Here is a 17,576-nt window from a genome sequence, read left to right on the forward strand (position 1 = left end):
GATGCCAATGATTTCCCATATCCTCAAGTCAATTGCTACCGTTATTCTGTTGCTGGTACTGCTGATAGTATTTTTCGCTGTGTATCGCTATCTGAGCTTCGGTCAAACGGATAACGCGGATCGCGTTGCGAGCAAGGAAGAATACCTGTCACGCATTAAGAATATGCCACTTCCGGTGGATGCGCCCAATATCCTGTTTATCCTCTACGATGATATGGGCTACGGCGACCTGGGGGCCGGGAAGGCGGCTACCAGCTCAATACAGACGCCCAACCTGGATGCCCTGGCCGAGGCTGGTGTCGTACTGAGCGATTTCTACTCCCCAGCCGCTGTCTGTACGCCCGCCAGGGCGGGTTATCTCACTGGGCGACTGGCTCCCCGTGCAGGTTTGCCCAACGTGGTGTTCCCATCAGGTAGCCCGGAAGAGTTTATGCTCAGCAAGGTGATGAATCCCGACATCAACGTGAGGCTGCCAGAGGAGGAAATAACCCTGGCGGAGCTAGTGCTCGCCGCGGGCTATCGCACCGCCATGGTAGGCAAGTGGCACCTGGGGGATGTCTCTCCATCCCTGCCGAACGATAGAGGGTTTCAGGAGTTCTTTGGCAGCCGCTACAGCAATGACATGGAGCCCTTTGCCCTTTACCGCGACGAAGAGATCGAGATACCTGCGCCTGCCGATCAACGTCGCTTGACCGAGTGGTATACGCGCGAAGCGGTCGCATTTGTAGAAGCGGATGAGCAGCCATTCTTTCTCTACTTCGCCCACAACTTCCCACACGACCCGCTGTACGCCAGCGTGGAGCGCTCGGGTAACTCCAGCGCCGGTCTCTATGGAGACGTACTCGAGGAGATAGACGACGGTATCGGCAAGATTGTGGCCTCTCTTCGAAGCACGGGAAAATTGAAAAACACCTTGATTATAATCACCTCTGACAACGGCCCCTGGTTCCAGGGAAGTGCGGGAGGGCGGCGAGGGCGTAAGGGCAATACTTTTGAGGGCGGCATGCGGGTGCCGTTTATTGCCCACTGGCCGGCCGCAATTCCGCCGGGCCGTGCGGAGCGAACAATGACGATGGGTGTCGACTTGCTGCCGACCGTGCTGGATATTCTCCAACTCCCTGCGCCTGCAGATCGTGCGCTGGATGGATGCAGCCTGCTCCCGGCACTCGTCGAGGGTGGTGCTTCCGCGCACGAATATCTTTACTTTATCGACGGTCAGCAACTGTTTGCAGTTCGCGACCAGCGCTTCAAGTACCGTGGCCCCGAAGGCGTATTTTATAGTACTGACCAGATGAAGATAGGCTTCGCAATGCCCCAGAAAGAGTGGCTATTTGATCTGGATCTGGATCCACAGGAGTCTTACGACGTTTCCGCTCGGTACCCCGAAGTCCTTGCTCGCTTGCGAGAGGCTTTTGAACTCAAGCGTGAGGCTATGCTGGCCAACGCAAGAGGCTGGGACGAGAAGGGTAATTGCCGTCCGCCCGCGATTTAGTCGCCCACGACTTTTCGCTGTACAGTTGTTCCATTCTGGAAAAATATTGAATGAGCGTTTAATATAGTGCAGCATACAGCAGATATTAAATCTGCTTTTAAGACTAAAAGAATCTGGAACCCAAAGTATGAGCAACCTTCTTGTCGAGATTAGCGACCGCATTGCCACCCTGACATTGAATCGCCCAGAGGTGATGAACGCCCTGAATCACGATGTGTTCAAGGAGTTGGAAAACGCCGTGGCCGACCTGGGTTCACGCGAAGACGTGGGCTGCGTGATTTTGTGCGGCGCCGGCAGGGCATTTTCATCAGGCCATGACCTGAAGGATATCGATGCCGGGGCGGAGTCGGAGCACGCCCAGTTCGAGGCCGATGTGCTGGAGCAACTGGCATCCCTGCCCATGCCCACCATCGCCCGCGTGCACAAGTATTGCTTCACGGGTGCCCTGGAGTTGGCCCTCGCCTGTGATCTGATCTTTATCGACGAGGATACGCGTCTGGCCGATACCCATAGCAAATGGGGCTTAAGTCCCGTTTGGGGTATGACACAGCGGCTGCCGCGCCGTGTCGGTGCCGCTCGCGCCAAGGACTTGATGTTCAGTGCGCGCCTGGTGGGCGCTCAGGAGGCCCTGGCCATAGGCCTGGTCGAGAAGGTCTGTGCCGTCGACTCGCTGGAGGACGATACTCTTGCCTACGCCAGGGAGGTTACTGAAAACAGTGCGCACACTCACCGGGTGTGCAAGGACATTCTGGATAAGACCGACGGCATGCCGCTGGGCCAAGGCCTGTCGTACGAATATACAAATAGCCCTGGCGCCTGCGATGACGCGCAGGAGCGGGTGGCTAACTTCATGAAGAACCAGAAATAAGCTCGCGAGTGAAGTCTGCTACTAGCCCTGAGGATCTGCGGTAATGAGTGACGAAACGCAAACACTTGAAATTTTCCGGCAGAAGGTTGCGAAGTTCCTGGACGAGGAGTTGAGCGATCGCATTCGAGAGGGTGGTAAGAAAACCACCAGTATGTTTTCGCCTTTTGACGAGGCGATGGCCTTCCAGCAAGCGCTGCATGCGAAGGGCTGGTCAGGTGTCTCCTGGCCACGGGAATACGGCGGCACGGGCTGGAGCCTGGCGCAGCAGAATGTTTTCCAGGAGGAATGCCGGGTGCGGGAGCTGCCGTTTTTGTTGCCCAACGCGCTACAGATGGTAGGGCCGGTGTTGATGAAATTTGGTACCGAGGAACAGAAACAGCGCTACCTGCCGGGGATTCTCAGCGGCGAGGAATACTGGGCGCAGGGATATTCTGAGCCTGGCGCGGGCTCTGACCTGGTGTCGCTGAAGTGTCGCGCGGAGCGCGACGGCGATGAGTACGTGATCAACGGCAGTAAGATCTGGACAACCTACGCGCATCACTCGAAACGCATGTTCATGCTGGTGCGCACCGATTTCGACTGTAAGCCTCAGCGCGGTATCACCTTTCTCTTGCTCGATTCGCTGGATTTGCCCGGGATGCAGGTGCGCGAAATCATTGGCCTGGACGGCGTGCCTGAGCAGTGCGAGGTGTTCTTCGACAATGTGCGTGTGCCACTTGGCAGCCGCCTCGGTGAAGAGAACGACGGCTGGAGCGTGGCCAAGCACCTGCTGGTGCACGAGCGGGGCTCCACCCTGTCCATGGGTATCATTATGGAGAACGAGTTGCGGCGTATCAGGGGCTTGGCGACCGGCTTGGGCGATGGCTTTGGCGGTATGCTCGTCGACGACTCGGCCTTCCAGCGACGCTTCGCGGACCTACAGCGCGAGGCGGCCACCGTGGACGCGCTGGAAGATAAGATGTTCCGCATCGACAAGAGTAGCCCTGAATCCGGCCCCTACAGCTCCCTGATCAAGATCGCCTGGACGGAAAGCCTGCAACGGCTATGCGAGTTCGCCATTGATGTCTGTGGCTCTGTGTCATTGCCGCTGCAACTGGCGGCGTTGGAAGTGGGTAGCGATGTTGAGACGATCGGCCCGGAAGACGCACTCACCCTGATGCCCAAGTATCTGAATAATCACGCGGCGACCATCTACGGTGGCAGCAACGAGATTCAGCGAGAAATTATCGCCAAGGCGATTGTGGACGGCAGGGGTTGAGGTAGATATGACGTCACTGAATAAAGAGCTGAATACGGGGCTGAAACAACAGCTCGACGACACCATCGAACAATTTCTCAACAAGGAGTACGACTTCCCTGCACGGCAGGCGCTGGTGGCTTCAGAGGAGGGCTACTCAGGGGAAAACTGGCGAGCCTTCGCTGAGCTGGGCTGGCTGGGAATTCCCTTCGCTGAACAATACGGCGGCATCGGGGGAGCGTTCACGGACACCCTGAATATGATGCGCCTGTTTGGCAGGCACCTGGTTCTCGAGCCGGTCGTAAGTACGGTGGGCATGGTGGGAAGTGCTATTGCGCACGGAACGAACCAGAGCCTCAAAGAGGAGTGTCTGCCCCGTCTGATAGCGGGTGAAGTCATCGGGGCTCTGGCGCTGGAGGAGCCCGGATCGCGGGGCAACCCCGCCTTTGTAGGCGTGACGGCTCAGTCGCTAGGTCAATCACAGGGCGATGCGCAGAACGGCGGATATCGGCTCCGGGGCGAAAAGATATGCGTTCTCAACGCGTCTCAGGCCGATTACCTGCTGGTCTCGGCGAGAACTTCCGGTGAACAGCTGGATGTCGACGGCATCAGCCTGTTTCTCATCGAGGCCGGCCGGGAGGGTGTCCAGCTTACCTCCTATCCCACCGTGGACGGGCACCGCGCTGCCAATATCAGTCTCGATGTAGAGCTTGGTCCCGAGAGCATGCTGTCGGAGGCGGGGCAGGGCTACCCGATATTGGCCCACGCCGTCGACAACGGCCTGCTGATGCTCTGCGCAGAGGCCGTGGGGATCATGCAGGCGCTGCTGGATATCACGGTGGAGTATACGAATACCCGCAAGCAGTTCGGGGTACCCCTGTCCACCTTCCAGGTGCTGCGCCACCGCATGGTGGATATGTTCATCGAGTACCAGCGCACGAATGCGCTGTTGGACGCGGTGGTTCTGTCCTTGCCCGCCGGCACGACCGTCGACAGGCGTTCACTGCACCTGCTGAAGGCCCAGGTAGGGCACTCAGGTCGCATTGTTGGTGACGCGGCGATCCAGTTACATGGAGGTATGGGGATGACGGACGAACTCATCGTCGGCCACCACGTGAAGCGCCTGGTGGCTATTGGTCAGCTACTGGGGAATGCGGATTTTCACCTGCAGCAGGCGTGGAGGGGATGATCCCGCCATGAATGCACAGAAAAGCTTGATCAGCATGACATTTTTCACCCATTCTCACAGTTTGATTGAGGCGTAATCTCGATGGACAACATAAGCACCTATGGAAAATTCGACAAATTCATTCACTGGCTGATGGCCCTGAATATTTTCGCCACACTGATTTTCTCCTACGGTATGTCAGATCTGCCGGAAGCCTTGAAGGCCGAGGAATATGGCGGTCATGGCGCATCCGTAACCACGATCGCAATCTGCCTGGTCATTCGCGCGATCTGGCGGGCGCGGCAAGGCTTCCCACCTCTGCCAGCAACAATGACCGATGTGCAGAAATTGGCAGCCAAAGCAGTGCACTACCTGCTCTACGCCTGCCTTTTCGCTCAAGTCTGCGTTGGCATATTGCTGGCTTCAACCACTGAGCAGGAGTTCATCGCGCAGGGTTACAATATCAATTACACCAGTTTCGATCTCGTGGCCGACTCTATGCACGATACGCTGCTCACCTTTCACAAAGGTATCTACTGGACCATTGTCGCTCTATTGCTAACGCACATAGCGGCTGCGCTGAAGCATCATTTTGTCGACAAGGACGACGTTCTGGTGCGGATGCTGCCGTTTACCAAGCGGCCGTAGCAGGATGTTTTAAAAAGGGAGCTAGCGCTCAACTGTTAGCCTCCAGCTCAGGTTCAATGGCTAACGGAAATATCAGTATCAATCCCTTTGGGCCTCTTCTCAAATTCAGGAGCAAAATTAAATACTTGAGCTGGGGTAGCGGTGGTGGTGAGTATCTATTGATAGGCGTATCTATGTGTAGATAGACCTAATACAACCAGTACCGCCACGCCGACGCGTAGCAGTGCGCAAAGCGTCTCTAGCACTGTGGAGAGCATGGAGTTCTTAATGCAATTGCTTATGATAGTGCCGGGAAGAGCGCGCGCCAAACCGATGCACGAAGCGATGGTTGTGCGGCCACCACGATGTCAATCAGTAGCATCGTCTTCCCGACGAGAGACCTCGTTTCCCGCAGCCCAGTAGAAAGCGAAAGCAATGACCATGCTGATCAGGCAAACGCCGAGAGAAAAGCCAAGTGAATCTTCACCGAAGCTGTCGACAGCGGCGTCGCTGATGACTCCGATCAAGAGCGGGCCCAAGCCTAGCCCGAGTAAATTAGCTGAAAGAAGAACGAACGAAGCCGCCAGCGCTCTTTGATTGGGCGCCACAGCCGAAAGAGCTATCGACATAGCAGTTCCCGCTCCAATCTGATAAAACACCAGGCCAACGGCTAAAAATATTGTGGTAACTATCCAGCTATTCTGCATGAGTGCCAGAGCGTAAAACGGAATGACGAGAAGTGCTGCGTAGCCAACACAACGTGTAGCCAATTTGAGTGACTTTGCAATGAGGCGATCACCAATATAGCCACCAATGAGCAAACTAGGCACCCCGGCAACTAAGCCCATAGTGCCCAGTACGCTACCGACTTCAGCCTGAGAGAGATCGAACTGGCGTAGGTAGAGCGAAGGTTTCCATGAACTGAAGCCATAGCCGACAAATATTGCAAAGGTCTGACCCAGGGTGACCCATAACCACAAGCGGTTACGAAACAGTAGGCGGACAGTATCGAGAAAACCATCTTGCCGAGAGCTGGCAACGGAATCGAGCGCTCCGCGCACCGGCTCGCGCACGGTAGTGTACAAAAGCAGGGCCAGTGCTATGCCTGGCAGCCCCATAACAAAAAAGGCCCAGCGCCAACCATATTCCTGTGCGACCCAACCACCCGCAGCAAGACCGACGAAAGCACCGATAATAGGCCCCATGGAGAAAATGGAAAAGGCGACAGACCGCTCTTCGGGGGCAAAGTAATCAGATATGACGGACAGGGAAGGGGGGCCTCCACCCGCTTCGCCGACACCAACGCCCACCCTCGCAAGAAACAATTGCCAAAACGAACCCGCGAGTCCACATAATGCAGTCATTGCGCTCCAAAAGGTAATGGCGATTGAGACGATTCGTACACGGTTGCTGCGATCTGCCAGCCTCGCGATGGGCACACCGAGGGTGGCATAAAACAACGCAAATGCGAGGCCAGACAGCAGGCCCAACTGGGTGTCTGTCATATCAAACTCGAGGCGCAGATCCTCAAGCAGAATGGATACAATCTGTCGATCCATGTAGCTGAATGCATAAACCAGCACCAGCACACCGAGCACATACCAGCGGTAAATACCGCGATCGACCCTATCCTGCTGTGAACTCGGCGCCGCCTCTTGCGACTCTATCTGGGTATTTGTTGCTTCTGACATTTTTTATTCTCATTTTGAAGGAGCAGAATCCACGGGGTCTATAAGACCCCTTTGCCGTCAATAAAGCCAAGCGCCTTTAAGTCATCCAGGCATTTATGAATGAACTTCTCATCAAGATGAGGAAGTTCGGGCCCAGTACTTAAAGTGGGCACAATCTTCCTATAGTTAGTCGCCGCATGGCTTAGATCTTCAGTAGGCCGAGGTCTCGCATAGGCGCCCATCACTTCTTTGGCTGAGCGTTGTTTTTGCTCTTCGGTGAGATTGTTGAGTTTCTCTTCGAAGCGAGCACGCCAGTCGGCATGATCTGCAACCCTGCTGATGTCATAGCCAGCGCTTTCAATCGCATCAACAAAACTGTCGAGTGAACAACCATCATCGTGATAATTGGTCATGTTGACGGCGACACAAGCACGGTGATCAAAATTGGCATTTGCGACGACTGAGGCAGCCACAACATCGACTGGGCTGCCATCGTAATGCGCTCGCAACTTGCCTCCATCCTCGGCCGGCGCATAAAACGACTCCGGTGCCAGGCCCGTTGCGACCACGCTGTACAGTAAGCGAGAGAACATGTCGCTGTGATTGATCTGACCAAGATACTTCTGGTGTGGAAGCATCATGTTGCCGCGCAGTATATTCACTGGCACAGCGTAATCTCGATGTACCAGGCGCAACATATGCTCCCCGGCCCATTTGCTTGCCGCATAGCCCAGTGCGTATGCCTCTTCACCGATGGAGACAGTAGGCAGCGGTAGCGCTGATTCCAAGTCGCCATCAGAGGGGTCCATCATCCCCAAAGTACCCTCGGTGGAAATAAAATCGATAGGCTTGATTTTGGCTGTAAGCGCCAGTCTGACAATTTCAGCTGTGCCAGCAACATTGGGCCCAAACAAATGCTCATACCCTAAACGGTGGTTCACCAATGCCGCGACATGGCAAACCCGATCCACTTCGGCACCAACGCGCTCAAAAACCTCTTCAGACAAACCGAGCTTAAACTCGCCCACATCACCGGCCAGCACTTCCAAATGCTTCGAAGCCAAGGACTGGTAATGTTCTTCTAAAACAGCATCCGAACCGATAAAACCTGCGTCTACACGCTCGCGGGCTTCTTCATCACTGCGGGCACGAACGATACAAATAACCTTGCCGCCCACAGGGGATAAGCGTTCCATCCATTGAAGGCAGACATGGCGGCCCAGGAATCCATTGGCACCCGTGAGTAATACAACACGCTCATCATCAACAACGGCATCGGCTGACTGAGCTTTTTGCAGGGTTTCTCCGTCGAGGAAATTTGAAATAACCAGATCGGCACCGTGAAGATCAGTGGCGCCTTCACCATGAACGCTCTCAAAGCTTGCTCGTGTGCCTGCGCCTGATAGCGCAGCCTCAATTTCCCTGGTCCACTTACGAATACAGCCGGTCGGGCTGAGTACGCTATCGGCGGCCAACTTAACGCCCAGAATGTTTTCAACATCCAGCGAGAAGGTCACTGCCCCCATGGAGTCACCGCCCAGCTCGTTAAACGTCCTGTCCAGCAAATCATCAGCAGCATCCGCACCCAGCGTAAGTTCTGCCAGACGCACCAGTTTTTCTTCGATAGATAAGCCTGAATCAGGGTCTTTCAAAGCCTCGTAGGCCTGGTTTTGCTGCTCTTCGAAGTCCTCGTACATGGCTTCCATGCGCTCGCCGTATTTCGCTTTCAAGGCGGGGCGCAGGCGTTTACGTACACTGGAGAGCAGCCCATTTTCCTGGCTGAACTCTTCCAGCTCGAGAATAAAGTCGCGAGGAATTTCAAAACTTTTCAGCTCCCGCTCCTCTCCGACACGCAGCATTTCAGAGCGAATCAGACGTCTCAATTCATCTTCAGTGTAATCCTCTCCCAGGGCATTCACGACAGCCTCTGGGTCCGGAACAACCACCGCCAGCAGGTAGGAGCGCAATGAACTTCCGTCGATAAATATCTGTTTGATAAGCGGACTGCCGGATTCAAACACCGTACCCAAAGGCCCCACAGCGACATATTCAGCCTGTGACAGCTTGATAACATCTTTACGGCGATCGATGATCTTGATCTGATCAGGGCCTATCAGTTCGACGATATCGCCTGTTTTGATGTAGCCATCCTCATCAAGTAGGCCAGCGGTTGCTTCTGGATCTTTGTAATAGCCTTTAATTTGCCAGCGGCCTTTGAAAACGAATTCCCCTCTAGGGTTAGGTTTGTCGGCGCTGTAGTATCCAAGCTCAGGAACGTCAACCAGCTTGTAATCCAGTACTGAATCCCTATTGATGTGCCCGTCAATCGCGAGAGACCCGGCTCCGGTTTCGGTGTTTGCATAGCCGTCGACCAGGAAGACCAAAAAGCAATCGGCAATAAACTGGACTACTTTGGGTGATGTTGGGGCAGAACCATAAACACCGGTCAGTAGGCGATCACCCAGGAAGCTGGATCGCATGTTTTCCAACACCTGACGCTCTGCAGCCTCCTTCTCTGCCCCCGAGGCCAGGAGGCTGGTTACCTCATTCTGAAAGTACTGGTAGATCAGTTCAAAAACTCGAGGGAAGAAAGACAAGTGTGTCGGTCGCGCGATACGGATATCGTCGAACAACGTCGACATATCCGACTTCAACGTTGAGTACACAATACCGCCTTTACGCAGTTGCATGCACGTATAGACCCTGCCCATACCGTGATTCAGGGGGCCAAAATTCACGCCCACTCCGGGTCCATTGTCTTTCCTGGCATCCCAGAATTGTGCGAGCATCCGGTCGGTACTCATTGCACCTTTGGGCCTGCCCGTGGAGCCTGATGAATGCAAAATATAGGATAGGCGCTCGTCACCATCCGGGTGCGCGGGCATGAACTCCCACTCGTGTTTGCTGCCAAGGCTTTTGATCTCATCCAGCGTAATCAGGCGAGTATCTACTCCTCCCTGCGCCAGAATAGCCTCGGCTTCTGCCATTTGCTCCTTGTCGTAATCCGCTGCAAGGTCGCAATCAAATGCGATCAGTGTACGCATACCACCATGATTCACGGCATGTTTGGCAGCGATCACCAGGTCATCAATAGTTGCGGCCAGCGCGGCTGGGTTCACATTGGCGAACATCTCATCCAGATCTGCACCGGAGGTGGCGCTTTGCAGGGGAACGCTGACTGTCTGTGCAAAACAGCAGGCCAGGTCCAGCATAAAAAAGTCAGTACTGGTAAAACCAATGATGGCGACAAATTCATCACGTTGTAGGGCGATGCTTTCCTCATACCGCCAGGCATTGGCAATGGCGCGTACACCATCTCTAAGCTCAGCAAATGTTATGGTCGAGAACGCAGGTAGGTATTCTTTCACTTGCCTGCCGTTGGCATCAGCGACCAGCTTGTAGTCACGCATGCCCAGCGATTCCCGGTCCGCATAGCCAGTCAAAACCGTGTCTATACGCTCCGCAGTGCTCAAACCCTCAGCCGCTGCTGCTTCAGCCACATCCGGCAAGGGCATTATGCTGCGTATCTGTTCATCGGTTTCCAGCAAGTGCTGAAACCTTGCCATCATGCGCTCTAGCGGATCGGCTATTTTCTCGAATTCGTTTGTCACAGTCCTTTCCTCTTATGCTATTGATGTACGAGCCCACATGCGGGGCTTCTAACTTAATGGGCCAGGCAGTTAATCTGTAGGGCAGGGTGACGCGCGCTCACCACGAAAAAGTAGCACCCACCAGCTTTTCAGAAATTTCCCATAGTTTGTCTGCGTTTTCCTGCGAGGTGGCGTAAGTTTTTACGCCGATAGGTATAGGCCCATCATTAATCTCTGCAATCTGGCAGTTCGCCAGGAAGCTACCGCCTTTGTCGGCCAATTCTGCAGCTGTAGCAGCCCATACGCTGGTCGCCGAGCCCTGGGGTTCGGTTTTGAAGGGCTCTGGAGCCGTCGCGAAATGCGCTAAATCTTCCGGCACAAGGTGGCGCCCCAAGCCCGTAGGAATCATGCCCGGGTGGACGGCATAAGAGAGGACTCCTCTGGGCTTCAGGCGTGCATTGAGCCCCACGGAAAACAAGGCATTGGCGGTCTTGGATGCACCGTAGGCCTCCCACTTATCATAAGGGGTAGATTGATAATTGGGATCTTCGAAGTTGACCGCTCCTCGGTGATGACCTGAAGAACTCAGGTTAACTACTCGCGCGTCACCCGCAGCAATTAGTGGAGGGGCCAGTAGACAAGTAAAAAGAAAGTGAGCGAGGTGGTTGGTGCCAAACTGGCTTTCAAAACCTTGCTTGGTGCGGGCCAGGGGGCACGCCATAATGCCTGCGTTGTTTATCAGGATGTCGATCTTTGGATAACGGCTTAGCAGGCTTTCAGCGGCAACTTTAACGCTGTCTAGATCCTCTAGGTCCATAAGTTCTGTGTCGACCTTGGTCTGCCCAAATCGCATCAGCTGTATTTTTGCCATCTCGAGCTTTTCAGCATTTCGACCCACCAGCACTACATGGGCCCCCTTGCTTCCCAGAGCACGAGCCGTCTCAAAACCCAGGCCAGAAGCGCCACCGGTCACGATGACTTGTTTACCTTCGAGGTCTACACCTGCCAATACTTCGTAGGTGCTTGATTCAAATCCAAATTTACTCATAGTTTGTTCCTATTTGCTCTCAATCTGAGAGCACACAAGTCGGGGCCTTCAAGTTAAGTATTTACTAATTTGTAGCGAAGCATATATATTATTAAACGAACATACAATAAAATGATCAATGAAAATGCGCTCGAAATGACCGACCCTGGCTTCAAGAAACATGGATTCAACGCAAGTTGATTGGCTCGACCAAGGTTAAGGAAATGAAGAAAAACAAATCCACTAGAAACACGTGGCGATATATGGCCTGCTTCGCCCTAATCGCGCTCGTACTGGTCATTGCCAGCACATTTGAAGAACTGTCGCGTAAAGTGGGGTTCAGTTCTCTGCCGCTTCCAGTAAACACAAGTGAAGAAATGCGGGCGTCACTGAGTGAAGAGCCAGCTATGGGCGCCACACTCTACAAGTTTGTTTTCAAGTTCATGTCCGTCAATAAACTCATGGAACAAGTTGCCGAGGCTGATACGCGCCGAGCAGCGCTGGTCGAAGAAATCGCCGACAGATATTCCGTTTCTATTGAGCAGGATTATATCGAAGGCGTGAACGTATATTGGCTCACACCAGAGACCATTGACCCAAAACACGAAGACCACTTGTTTATTAATCTACACGGTGGTGGCTACATTATGGGCGCGGGAATGTCGAGCAATAACGAGGCGGTACTAATCGCAGCTCGCGGCAGAATTAGGGTGTTGTCCGTCGACTATCGCATGCCACCCGACCATCCCGCCCCGGCAGGGCTAAACGACGTAGCGGTTGTGTGGAAATATTTGCTGAACTTTCGCCCGGCTGACTCAATGGCACTGGGGGGAACATCCGCTGGTGGTGGCTTGACTCTGGGCTCAACGCACATGTTTAAAGATCTTGGTTTGGAACTGCCCGGAGCTCTTTATGTTGGTACCCCAGGCGGAGACTGCCATAAAACCGGAGACAGCCACTACACCAATGAAGGCAACGATCGAGCCTTGATTTCCTGGCATGGCGTCCTGCGCATGGTCTGTGGAGACATTTACCCCGGAGAGTTGGGGGCTGACCATCCGTATGTTTCTCCGCTGCGCGGCGAGTTTGAAAACTTCCCCCCCAGTTACTTAATTTCTGGGACGCGCGACTTACTGCTAAGCGACACTGTACTCGTTCACAGGAAACTGCGCAGGGCAGGTGTTGAAGCCGACCTGCACGTTTATGAGGGGCAGTCGCACGCGGACTACTCTACAGTGTGGGATTCTCCTGAATCCAGGGAACACTACGCTGAGCTAAATGCGTTTTTGCTAAAGCACTTAAGATGAAATCCAGATGCTTGATCAACCATTATCGGAGAGAAGGGCATGCAAGAAGCCGTAGAGACAGCATTCGACAGAAATACAACCGCAGAAGAAATAGCCAGTCAATGTGATCTGACAGGGAAAAACATCATAATAACAGGCGCTAACTCAGGGTTGGGCCTGGAATCAGCGCGCGTCCTTGGAGCCGCAGGTGCTTCGATCACGCTGGCGGTGCGAAATATCGAGGCGGGAGCGCAGGCAGTTGCCGAATTGGAAAAACAAACGGGTTTACGCAATTTCCAGGCAAGCGCCCTCGATCTGGCTTCCAAAGACAGTATTCACGCCTTCGCCTCCCGTTATCTGCAGGCGAATAATCACCTCGATGTGCTTCTATCAAACGCCGGTATCATGGGTGTGCAAGAAGCGTATATCGATGGTCTGGAATCGCAGATGGCCGTCAACTTCCTCGGGCATTTCCTGCTGTCCGCACTGCTGGCACCGCTATTGAAATCAACACCGGATTCCAGAGTGGTCACCCTGACATCAATCGCTCACCGGCTTGCAGATGTAGATTTCGACGACTTTAATTTTGAGAAAACCCCCTATCACCCAATGTTAGCTTACGGGCGTTCAAAAACCGCCACTGCTTTACTGGCAGTCGCTCTAGATGAGCGTCTCGCCCCCTTTGGTGTGACATCACTCGCAGTGCATCCAGGCGTTATTCACGAAACAGGGCTTAATCGGAGCATGGATGAAAAGACCATTAGCATGATCGCGGCACGAGCCGACGGTTCCGAAAAAAGCGTCGAAACCGGTTCGGCAACCAGTGTCTGGGCGGTCACCAGTGAGGCTCTGCGTGGCAAGGGCGGGCTGTATCTGGAGGATTGCCAGGTCGCAGAACTTCGTGACAACCCTGATTTCAGAACCGGAGTGCTTCCACATGCATTAAGCCCCGAAGCTGCCAACCGTCTCTGGGCTCAAGCAGAACAGTGGCTCTCTCACAGCTACGACTTGAGTTGAATACGACTCTGAATCGAAGGCGTACCACGTTCAAATAAGACTGGCCCATGAATAATACGACGGGATTACCCGAACCTAGTAGCCGATTGAAAGCGCGTTTTAAAGAGATGGTCGAAAAGGACCCGGATATGCTGCGGTATATGCCGGACACCAACGTGACCGAGCAGGCGCTGCAGCCTGGCCTCTCGATAACAGAAAAGCTCGACCTGATTATTGATGGCTACAGTCAGCGTACGGCGCTGGCAGAGCGCGCATATACCCTGGAGCCAAACGGTACCAGGCAGCACCAGCAGACATTTACAGGCATAACTTACGGTGAATTCGGTCATCGGGTGCGAAGTCTCGCCAACGCCTGGCGAAACAACAGCGAACACTCTGTCGAACCCGATGGGATGGTCTTCGTGATTGGTTTTGCCAGCATCGATTATCAGGTGATCGACACCGCCTGTTTGTACGCTCAGGCGGTTACCGTGCCTATGCAAAGCATGACCTCCGGTGCAGACCTTGATGAAACCATTGCGAATATTGATCCCGCAACTATCGCGGCTAGTCTTAACGATCTGGAAATTGCGACCGAGCACGCCATACGGCATAAGGGCATCAAGAGCCTTATTGTTTTCGATTTCGAACCGCAAGATGTGGACGATTGTAGTAAGTACCACAATGCTGAAAAGATGATTGCTGCCTCCGGTCTGCCGATAGCGCTGACGTCGCTGCAAGAACTGATCGAATTGGGGGGGTGCATGGAGTGGGAGCCCTTGCCGCCACATCCGCAGGGCGAAGAAAGGCTCGCCGCAATCATTCATTCTTCCGGAAGCACAGGAAAACCCAAGGGCGCAATGCTTCAGGAGAAAGCCATCAAAAAAATGTATGACACCTTATTGATGGCCCCCCGAATGGCTCCGCAATTTGTTGTCTGCTACGCTCCGCTCAACCACATACTGGGGCGCGCTGCCGTTGCCGGAGCACTGCTGGTTGGCGGTATCTGCAACTTTACCCTCAGGCCAGACATGTCCAGCCTGTTTGAAGATATCAGGATCACCGAACCGACACGCCTCAGCTTTTTCCCGCGCGTGTTTGAGTTGATCTATCAACAGTTTCAGAACGAAGTCGCCAAACGTGTGCGTGCAGGTGAAAAGGAAGACGTTGCGTCTGCACAGGTCAAGCAGGAAATGGGCCGTAATTTTCTTGGTACGCGACTGCTTACAGGCTCCGTCGGTGGCGCACCCACTTCGGCACATGTCCGCCAGTTCATGGCAGAGTGTTTCGAGTTCCGGTTGCTAAATAGCTATGGCAATACCGAATCCGGCTCTGGGAATATCGCTATTGACGGCAAAATTTCTCCGCAGACCATCGCCGAATACAAGTTGCGGGATGTCCCTGAATTGGGTTACTACACATCGGATAAACCCTATCCCAGAGGAGAGCTTTGCTACAAAGGCACAGTGTCTACTTCTGGCTACTACAAAGACCCCGAAGCCACTGCCGAGCTGTTTGATGAAGAGGGATTTCTCCTGACGGGAGATATTGTGGAGGAGATAGGATCCGGTCACATTGCGATCATCGACCGTCGTAAGGACGTGCTGAAACTATCGCAGGGTGAGTATGTTGCATTGGGCCAACTTCAGGCCAAGTTTGAAAGTGGCAGCGCAGCCATCAGGCAAATCTATCTATACGGCAATTCACTGCAGGCGTATTTACTGGCAGTTATCGTACCCGACTTAGAAGCTGTTCATTCATTGATTGGCGCAGATGCAGCTGAGACGGATCTGGATTCCTTTTTACGGCAGGAGATGCAACGAGTAGCTCGTGAAGAAAGCATCAAAAGTTTTGAGGTGCCTCGGGGTTTCATCGTAGAGAGAGAGCCTTTTTCACAGGAAAACGGCTTGCTGTCGAGCGTGAGAAAGCGCCTGGCGCCGGCTTTCAAGAAAAAGTATGGCGAGCGTCTGGAAGCGATATATGCTGAGCATGAGAGTCGGAAAGACGAGCATCTGCAGCAGATCAAAGACACTACAAACAAACTATCGACCAAAGAGAAAGTTTGTGAAGTACTGAAGTACTTGCTGAATATCGAGAACATTTCCCCTGATAGCCCCGGCAATTTTTCTGACCTGGGTGGTGATTCACTAGGCGCGGCATCATTCTCGCTGCTGTTAGAGGAAGTTTTCGGCGTTAATATTCCTGCCGATCTGCTGCTCAGCCCGACCGCTGGAATCTCCCGCTGGGCAGAGACGATTGATCGCTCCCTGAACGGCGAACTGGAAGCAGTGAGCTATGCGTCCATTCATGGTAAAGGTGCTGAAGAGGTTTTTGCATCGGACCTGAAAGTTGAACGGTTCCTGATCGACACAGACCTTGAGCTTGCTCGCTCGTCTTTGCCCGCTGTGGCGACAGAAGATGAAGCAACCTTCTTGCTTACAGGTGCTAACGGCTTTCTGGGGCGCTTTGTCTGTGTGGATCTGCTGAAAAAGGCATCAACCGTTGGCGGCAAAGTAGTATGCCTGATTCGCGCCCATGATGACGCCTCTGCTCGGAGCCGCCTTGACGAAGTGTTTAGCGCATGGTCCGACGTGGACGCGTCGCTTGAAAACGAATATCTCAAGCTGGCCAGCAAGCATCTGGAAGTATTGGCTGGTGATATCGCTGAGCCGGATCTGGGATTGGATAGCGCGACCTTCAGGCGCCTTACGGAAGAAGTTAACCGTATTGTCCATGTGGGAGCGCTGGTAAACCACAAAATGAGCTACCCGAACCTCTTCAACGCCAACGTGGTGGGTACTGCCGAAATCATCAAGATGGCGCTGCTGGTGCGCAAGAAACCAATCGACTTCGTATCATCCGTTGCAGTGAGCCAATTCCTCGATACCAGCCAGGGTGTGAACGAAGAAGCCCCCTTGCAAGACAGCGCCCAGCTGTCCGATTTCTATGCCTCGGGCTACGGGCTGAGCAAGTGGGCAGGAGAACATTTACTGCAGGACGCGCATGCCGGATACGGAATACCGGTTAACGTATTTCGCGGCGAAATGATGCTCGCGCACGAAAGCTATGCAGGACACATGAATACTGACGATATGTTTACCCGTCTGTTGTTCAGCGTGATAGAAACCGGGCTGGCACCGCGCTCTTTCTACCAACTGGATAGTGAAGGCAAAGTGCAGAGCGGTCACTACAATGGTTTGCCTGTTAATGTGGTGGCGCAGGCCATCGTCAATGGTCGCAACTTTAACCCGGATGCGTACAAGTTGTATTACATCTCAAACTACCACCATGACGACGGCTGCTCTCTCGATGCATTTGTCGACTGGATTGAAGCTGCCGGGCATGTAATAACCCGCGTTGACGACCACCGGGAATGGGTGCAGCGTTTCGAGCAGAAACTCAAAGCCTTGCCGGACGAGCGCAAACAGTTTTCAGCCCTGGCCATAATTAGCGCATTTAGTCAGCCCTATCCCGCGGGCAATTACGGCCGAGGATGCGATAACTTCATGGCTCTTATGCAGCAACATTATGAATCGGGCGTGCCACATCTGGATCAACGTTTTATCAATAAGTGTCTTGCAGACATGAAAGTCCAAGGTTTAGTCCATTAGGCCG

The 17,576-nt window shown here is 53.7% G+C and carries 11 protein-coding genes; 8 read left to right on the forward strand and 3 right to left on the reverse strand.

Annotated elements, in window-relative coordinates:
• The first annotated feature begins 1 nt into the window (after position 1).
• The 5 genes from EY643_RS08850 to EY643_RS08870 all read left to right on the forward strand — a co-directional run bounded on the left by EY643_RS08850 (position 2) and on the right by EY643_RS08870 (position 5,413).
• Positions 2 to 1,492, forward strand: a complete 1,491-nt coding sequence (locus tag EY643_RS08850; protein ID WP_152661863.1) for a sulfatase family protein — start codon at positions 2 to 4, stop codon at positions 1,490 to 1,492.
• A gap of 127 nt (positions 1,493 to 1,619) precedes the next feature.
• Positions 1,620 to 2,360 (forward strand): enoyl-CoA hydratase/isomerase family protein, encoded by a 741-nt coding sequence (locus EY643_RS08855; RefSeq protein ID WP_152661864.1) that lies wholly within the window; start codon positions 1,620 to 1,622, stop codon positions 2,358 to 2,360.
• Positions 2,361 to 2,403: 43 nt separating this feature from the next.
• Positions 2,404 to 3,618, forward strand: a complete 1,215-nt coding sequence (locus tag EY643_RS08860) for an acyl-CoA dehydrogenase family protein (protein ID WP_152661865.1) — start codon at positions 2,404 to 2,406, stop codon at positions 3,616 to 3,618.
• Between the two features lie 7 nt (positions 3,619 to 3,625).
• Complete coding sequence (locus tag EY643_RS08865) at positions 3,626 to 4,786, forward strand: acyl-CoA dehydrogenase family protein (protein WP_152661866.1); 1,161 nt, start codon at positions 3,626 to 3,628, stop codon at positions 4,784 to 4,786.
• A gap of 81 nt (positions 4,787 to 4,867) precedes the next feature.
• Entirely contained in the window at positions 4,868 to 5,413 is a 546-nt protein-coding gene (locus tag EY643_RS08870; RefSeq protein WP_152661867.1) for a cytochrome b, read from the forward strand.
• Between the two features lie 347 nt (positions 5,414 to 5,760).
• On the opposite strand, the gene EY643_RS08875 is transcribed toward EY643_RS08870, so the two are convergent.
• The 3 genes from EY643_RS08875 to EY643_RS08885 all read right to left on the reverse strand — a co-directional run bounded on the left by EY643_RS08875 (position 5,761) and on the right by EY643_RS08885 (position 11,700).
• Positions 5,761 to 7,083 (reverse strand): spinster family MFS transporter, encoded by a 1,323-nt coding sequence (locus tag EY643_RS08875; RefSeq protein ID WP_152661868.1) that lies wholly within the window; start codon positions 7,081 to 7,083, stop codon positions 5,761 to 5,763.
• Between the two features lie 38 nt (positions 7,084 to 7,121).
• Positions 7,122 to 10,673: a thioester reductase domain-containing protein gene (locus EY643_RS08880; protein ID WP_152661869.1), complete on the reverse strand. Its 3,552-nt coding sequence runs from the start codon at positions 10,671 to 10,673 to the stop codon at positions 7,122 to 7,124.
• A gap of 97 nt (positions 10,674 to 10,770) precedes the next feature.
• Complete coding sequence (locus tag EY643_RS08885) at positions 10,771 to 11,700, reverse strand: SDR family NAD(P)-dependent oxidoreductase (RefSeq protein ID WP_152661870.1); 930 nt, start codon at positions 11,698 to 11,700, stop codon at positions 10,771 to 10,773.
• A 203-nt stretch (positions 11,701 to 11,903) separates the two neighbouring features.
• Between EY643_RS08885 and EY643_RS08890 the strand changes: the two genes are divergently transcribed.
• The 3 genes from EY643_RS08890 to EY643_RS08900 all read left to right on the forward strand — a co-directional run bounded on the left by EY643_RS08890 (position 11,904) and on the right by EY643_RS08900 (position 17,572).
• The gene (locus EY643_RS08890) at positions 11,904 to 12,986 is read left to right on the forward strand and encodes an alpha/beta hydrolase (protein ID WP_152661871.1); all 1,083 of its coding nucleotides are present in this window, start codon (positions 11,904 to 11,906) and stop codon (positions 12,984 to 12,986) included.
• A 39-nt stretch (positions 12,987 to 13,025) separates the two neighbouring features.
• Complete coding sequence (locus tag EY643_RS08895) at positions 13,026 to 13,982, forward strand: SDR family NAD(P)-dependent oxidoreductase (RefSeq protein ID WP_152661872.1); 957 nt, start codon at positions 13,026 to 13,028, stop codon at positions 13,980 to 13,982.
• A 140-nt stretch (positions 13,983 to 14,122) separates the two neighbouring features.
• Positions 14,123 to 17,572 (forward strand): thioester reductase domain-containing protein, encoded by a 3,450-nt coding sequence (locus tag EY643_RS08900; protein WP_240732898.1) that lies wholly within the window; start codon positions 14,123 to 14,125, stop codon positions 17,570 to 17,572.
• The last annotated feature ends 4 nt before the right edge of the window (positions 17,573 to 17,576 follow it).

The organism is Halioglobus maricola (genome assembly GCF_009388985.1).
Lineage (GTDB): Bacteria > Pseudomonadota > Gammaproteobacteria > Pseudomonadales > Halieaceae > Halioglobus > Halioglobus maricola.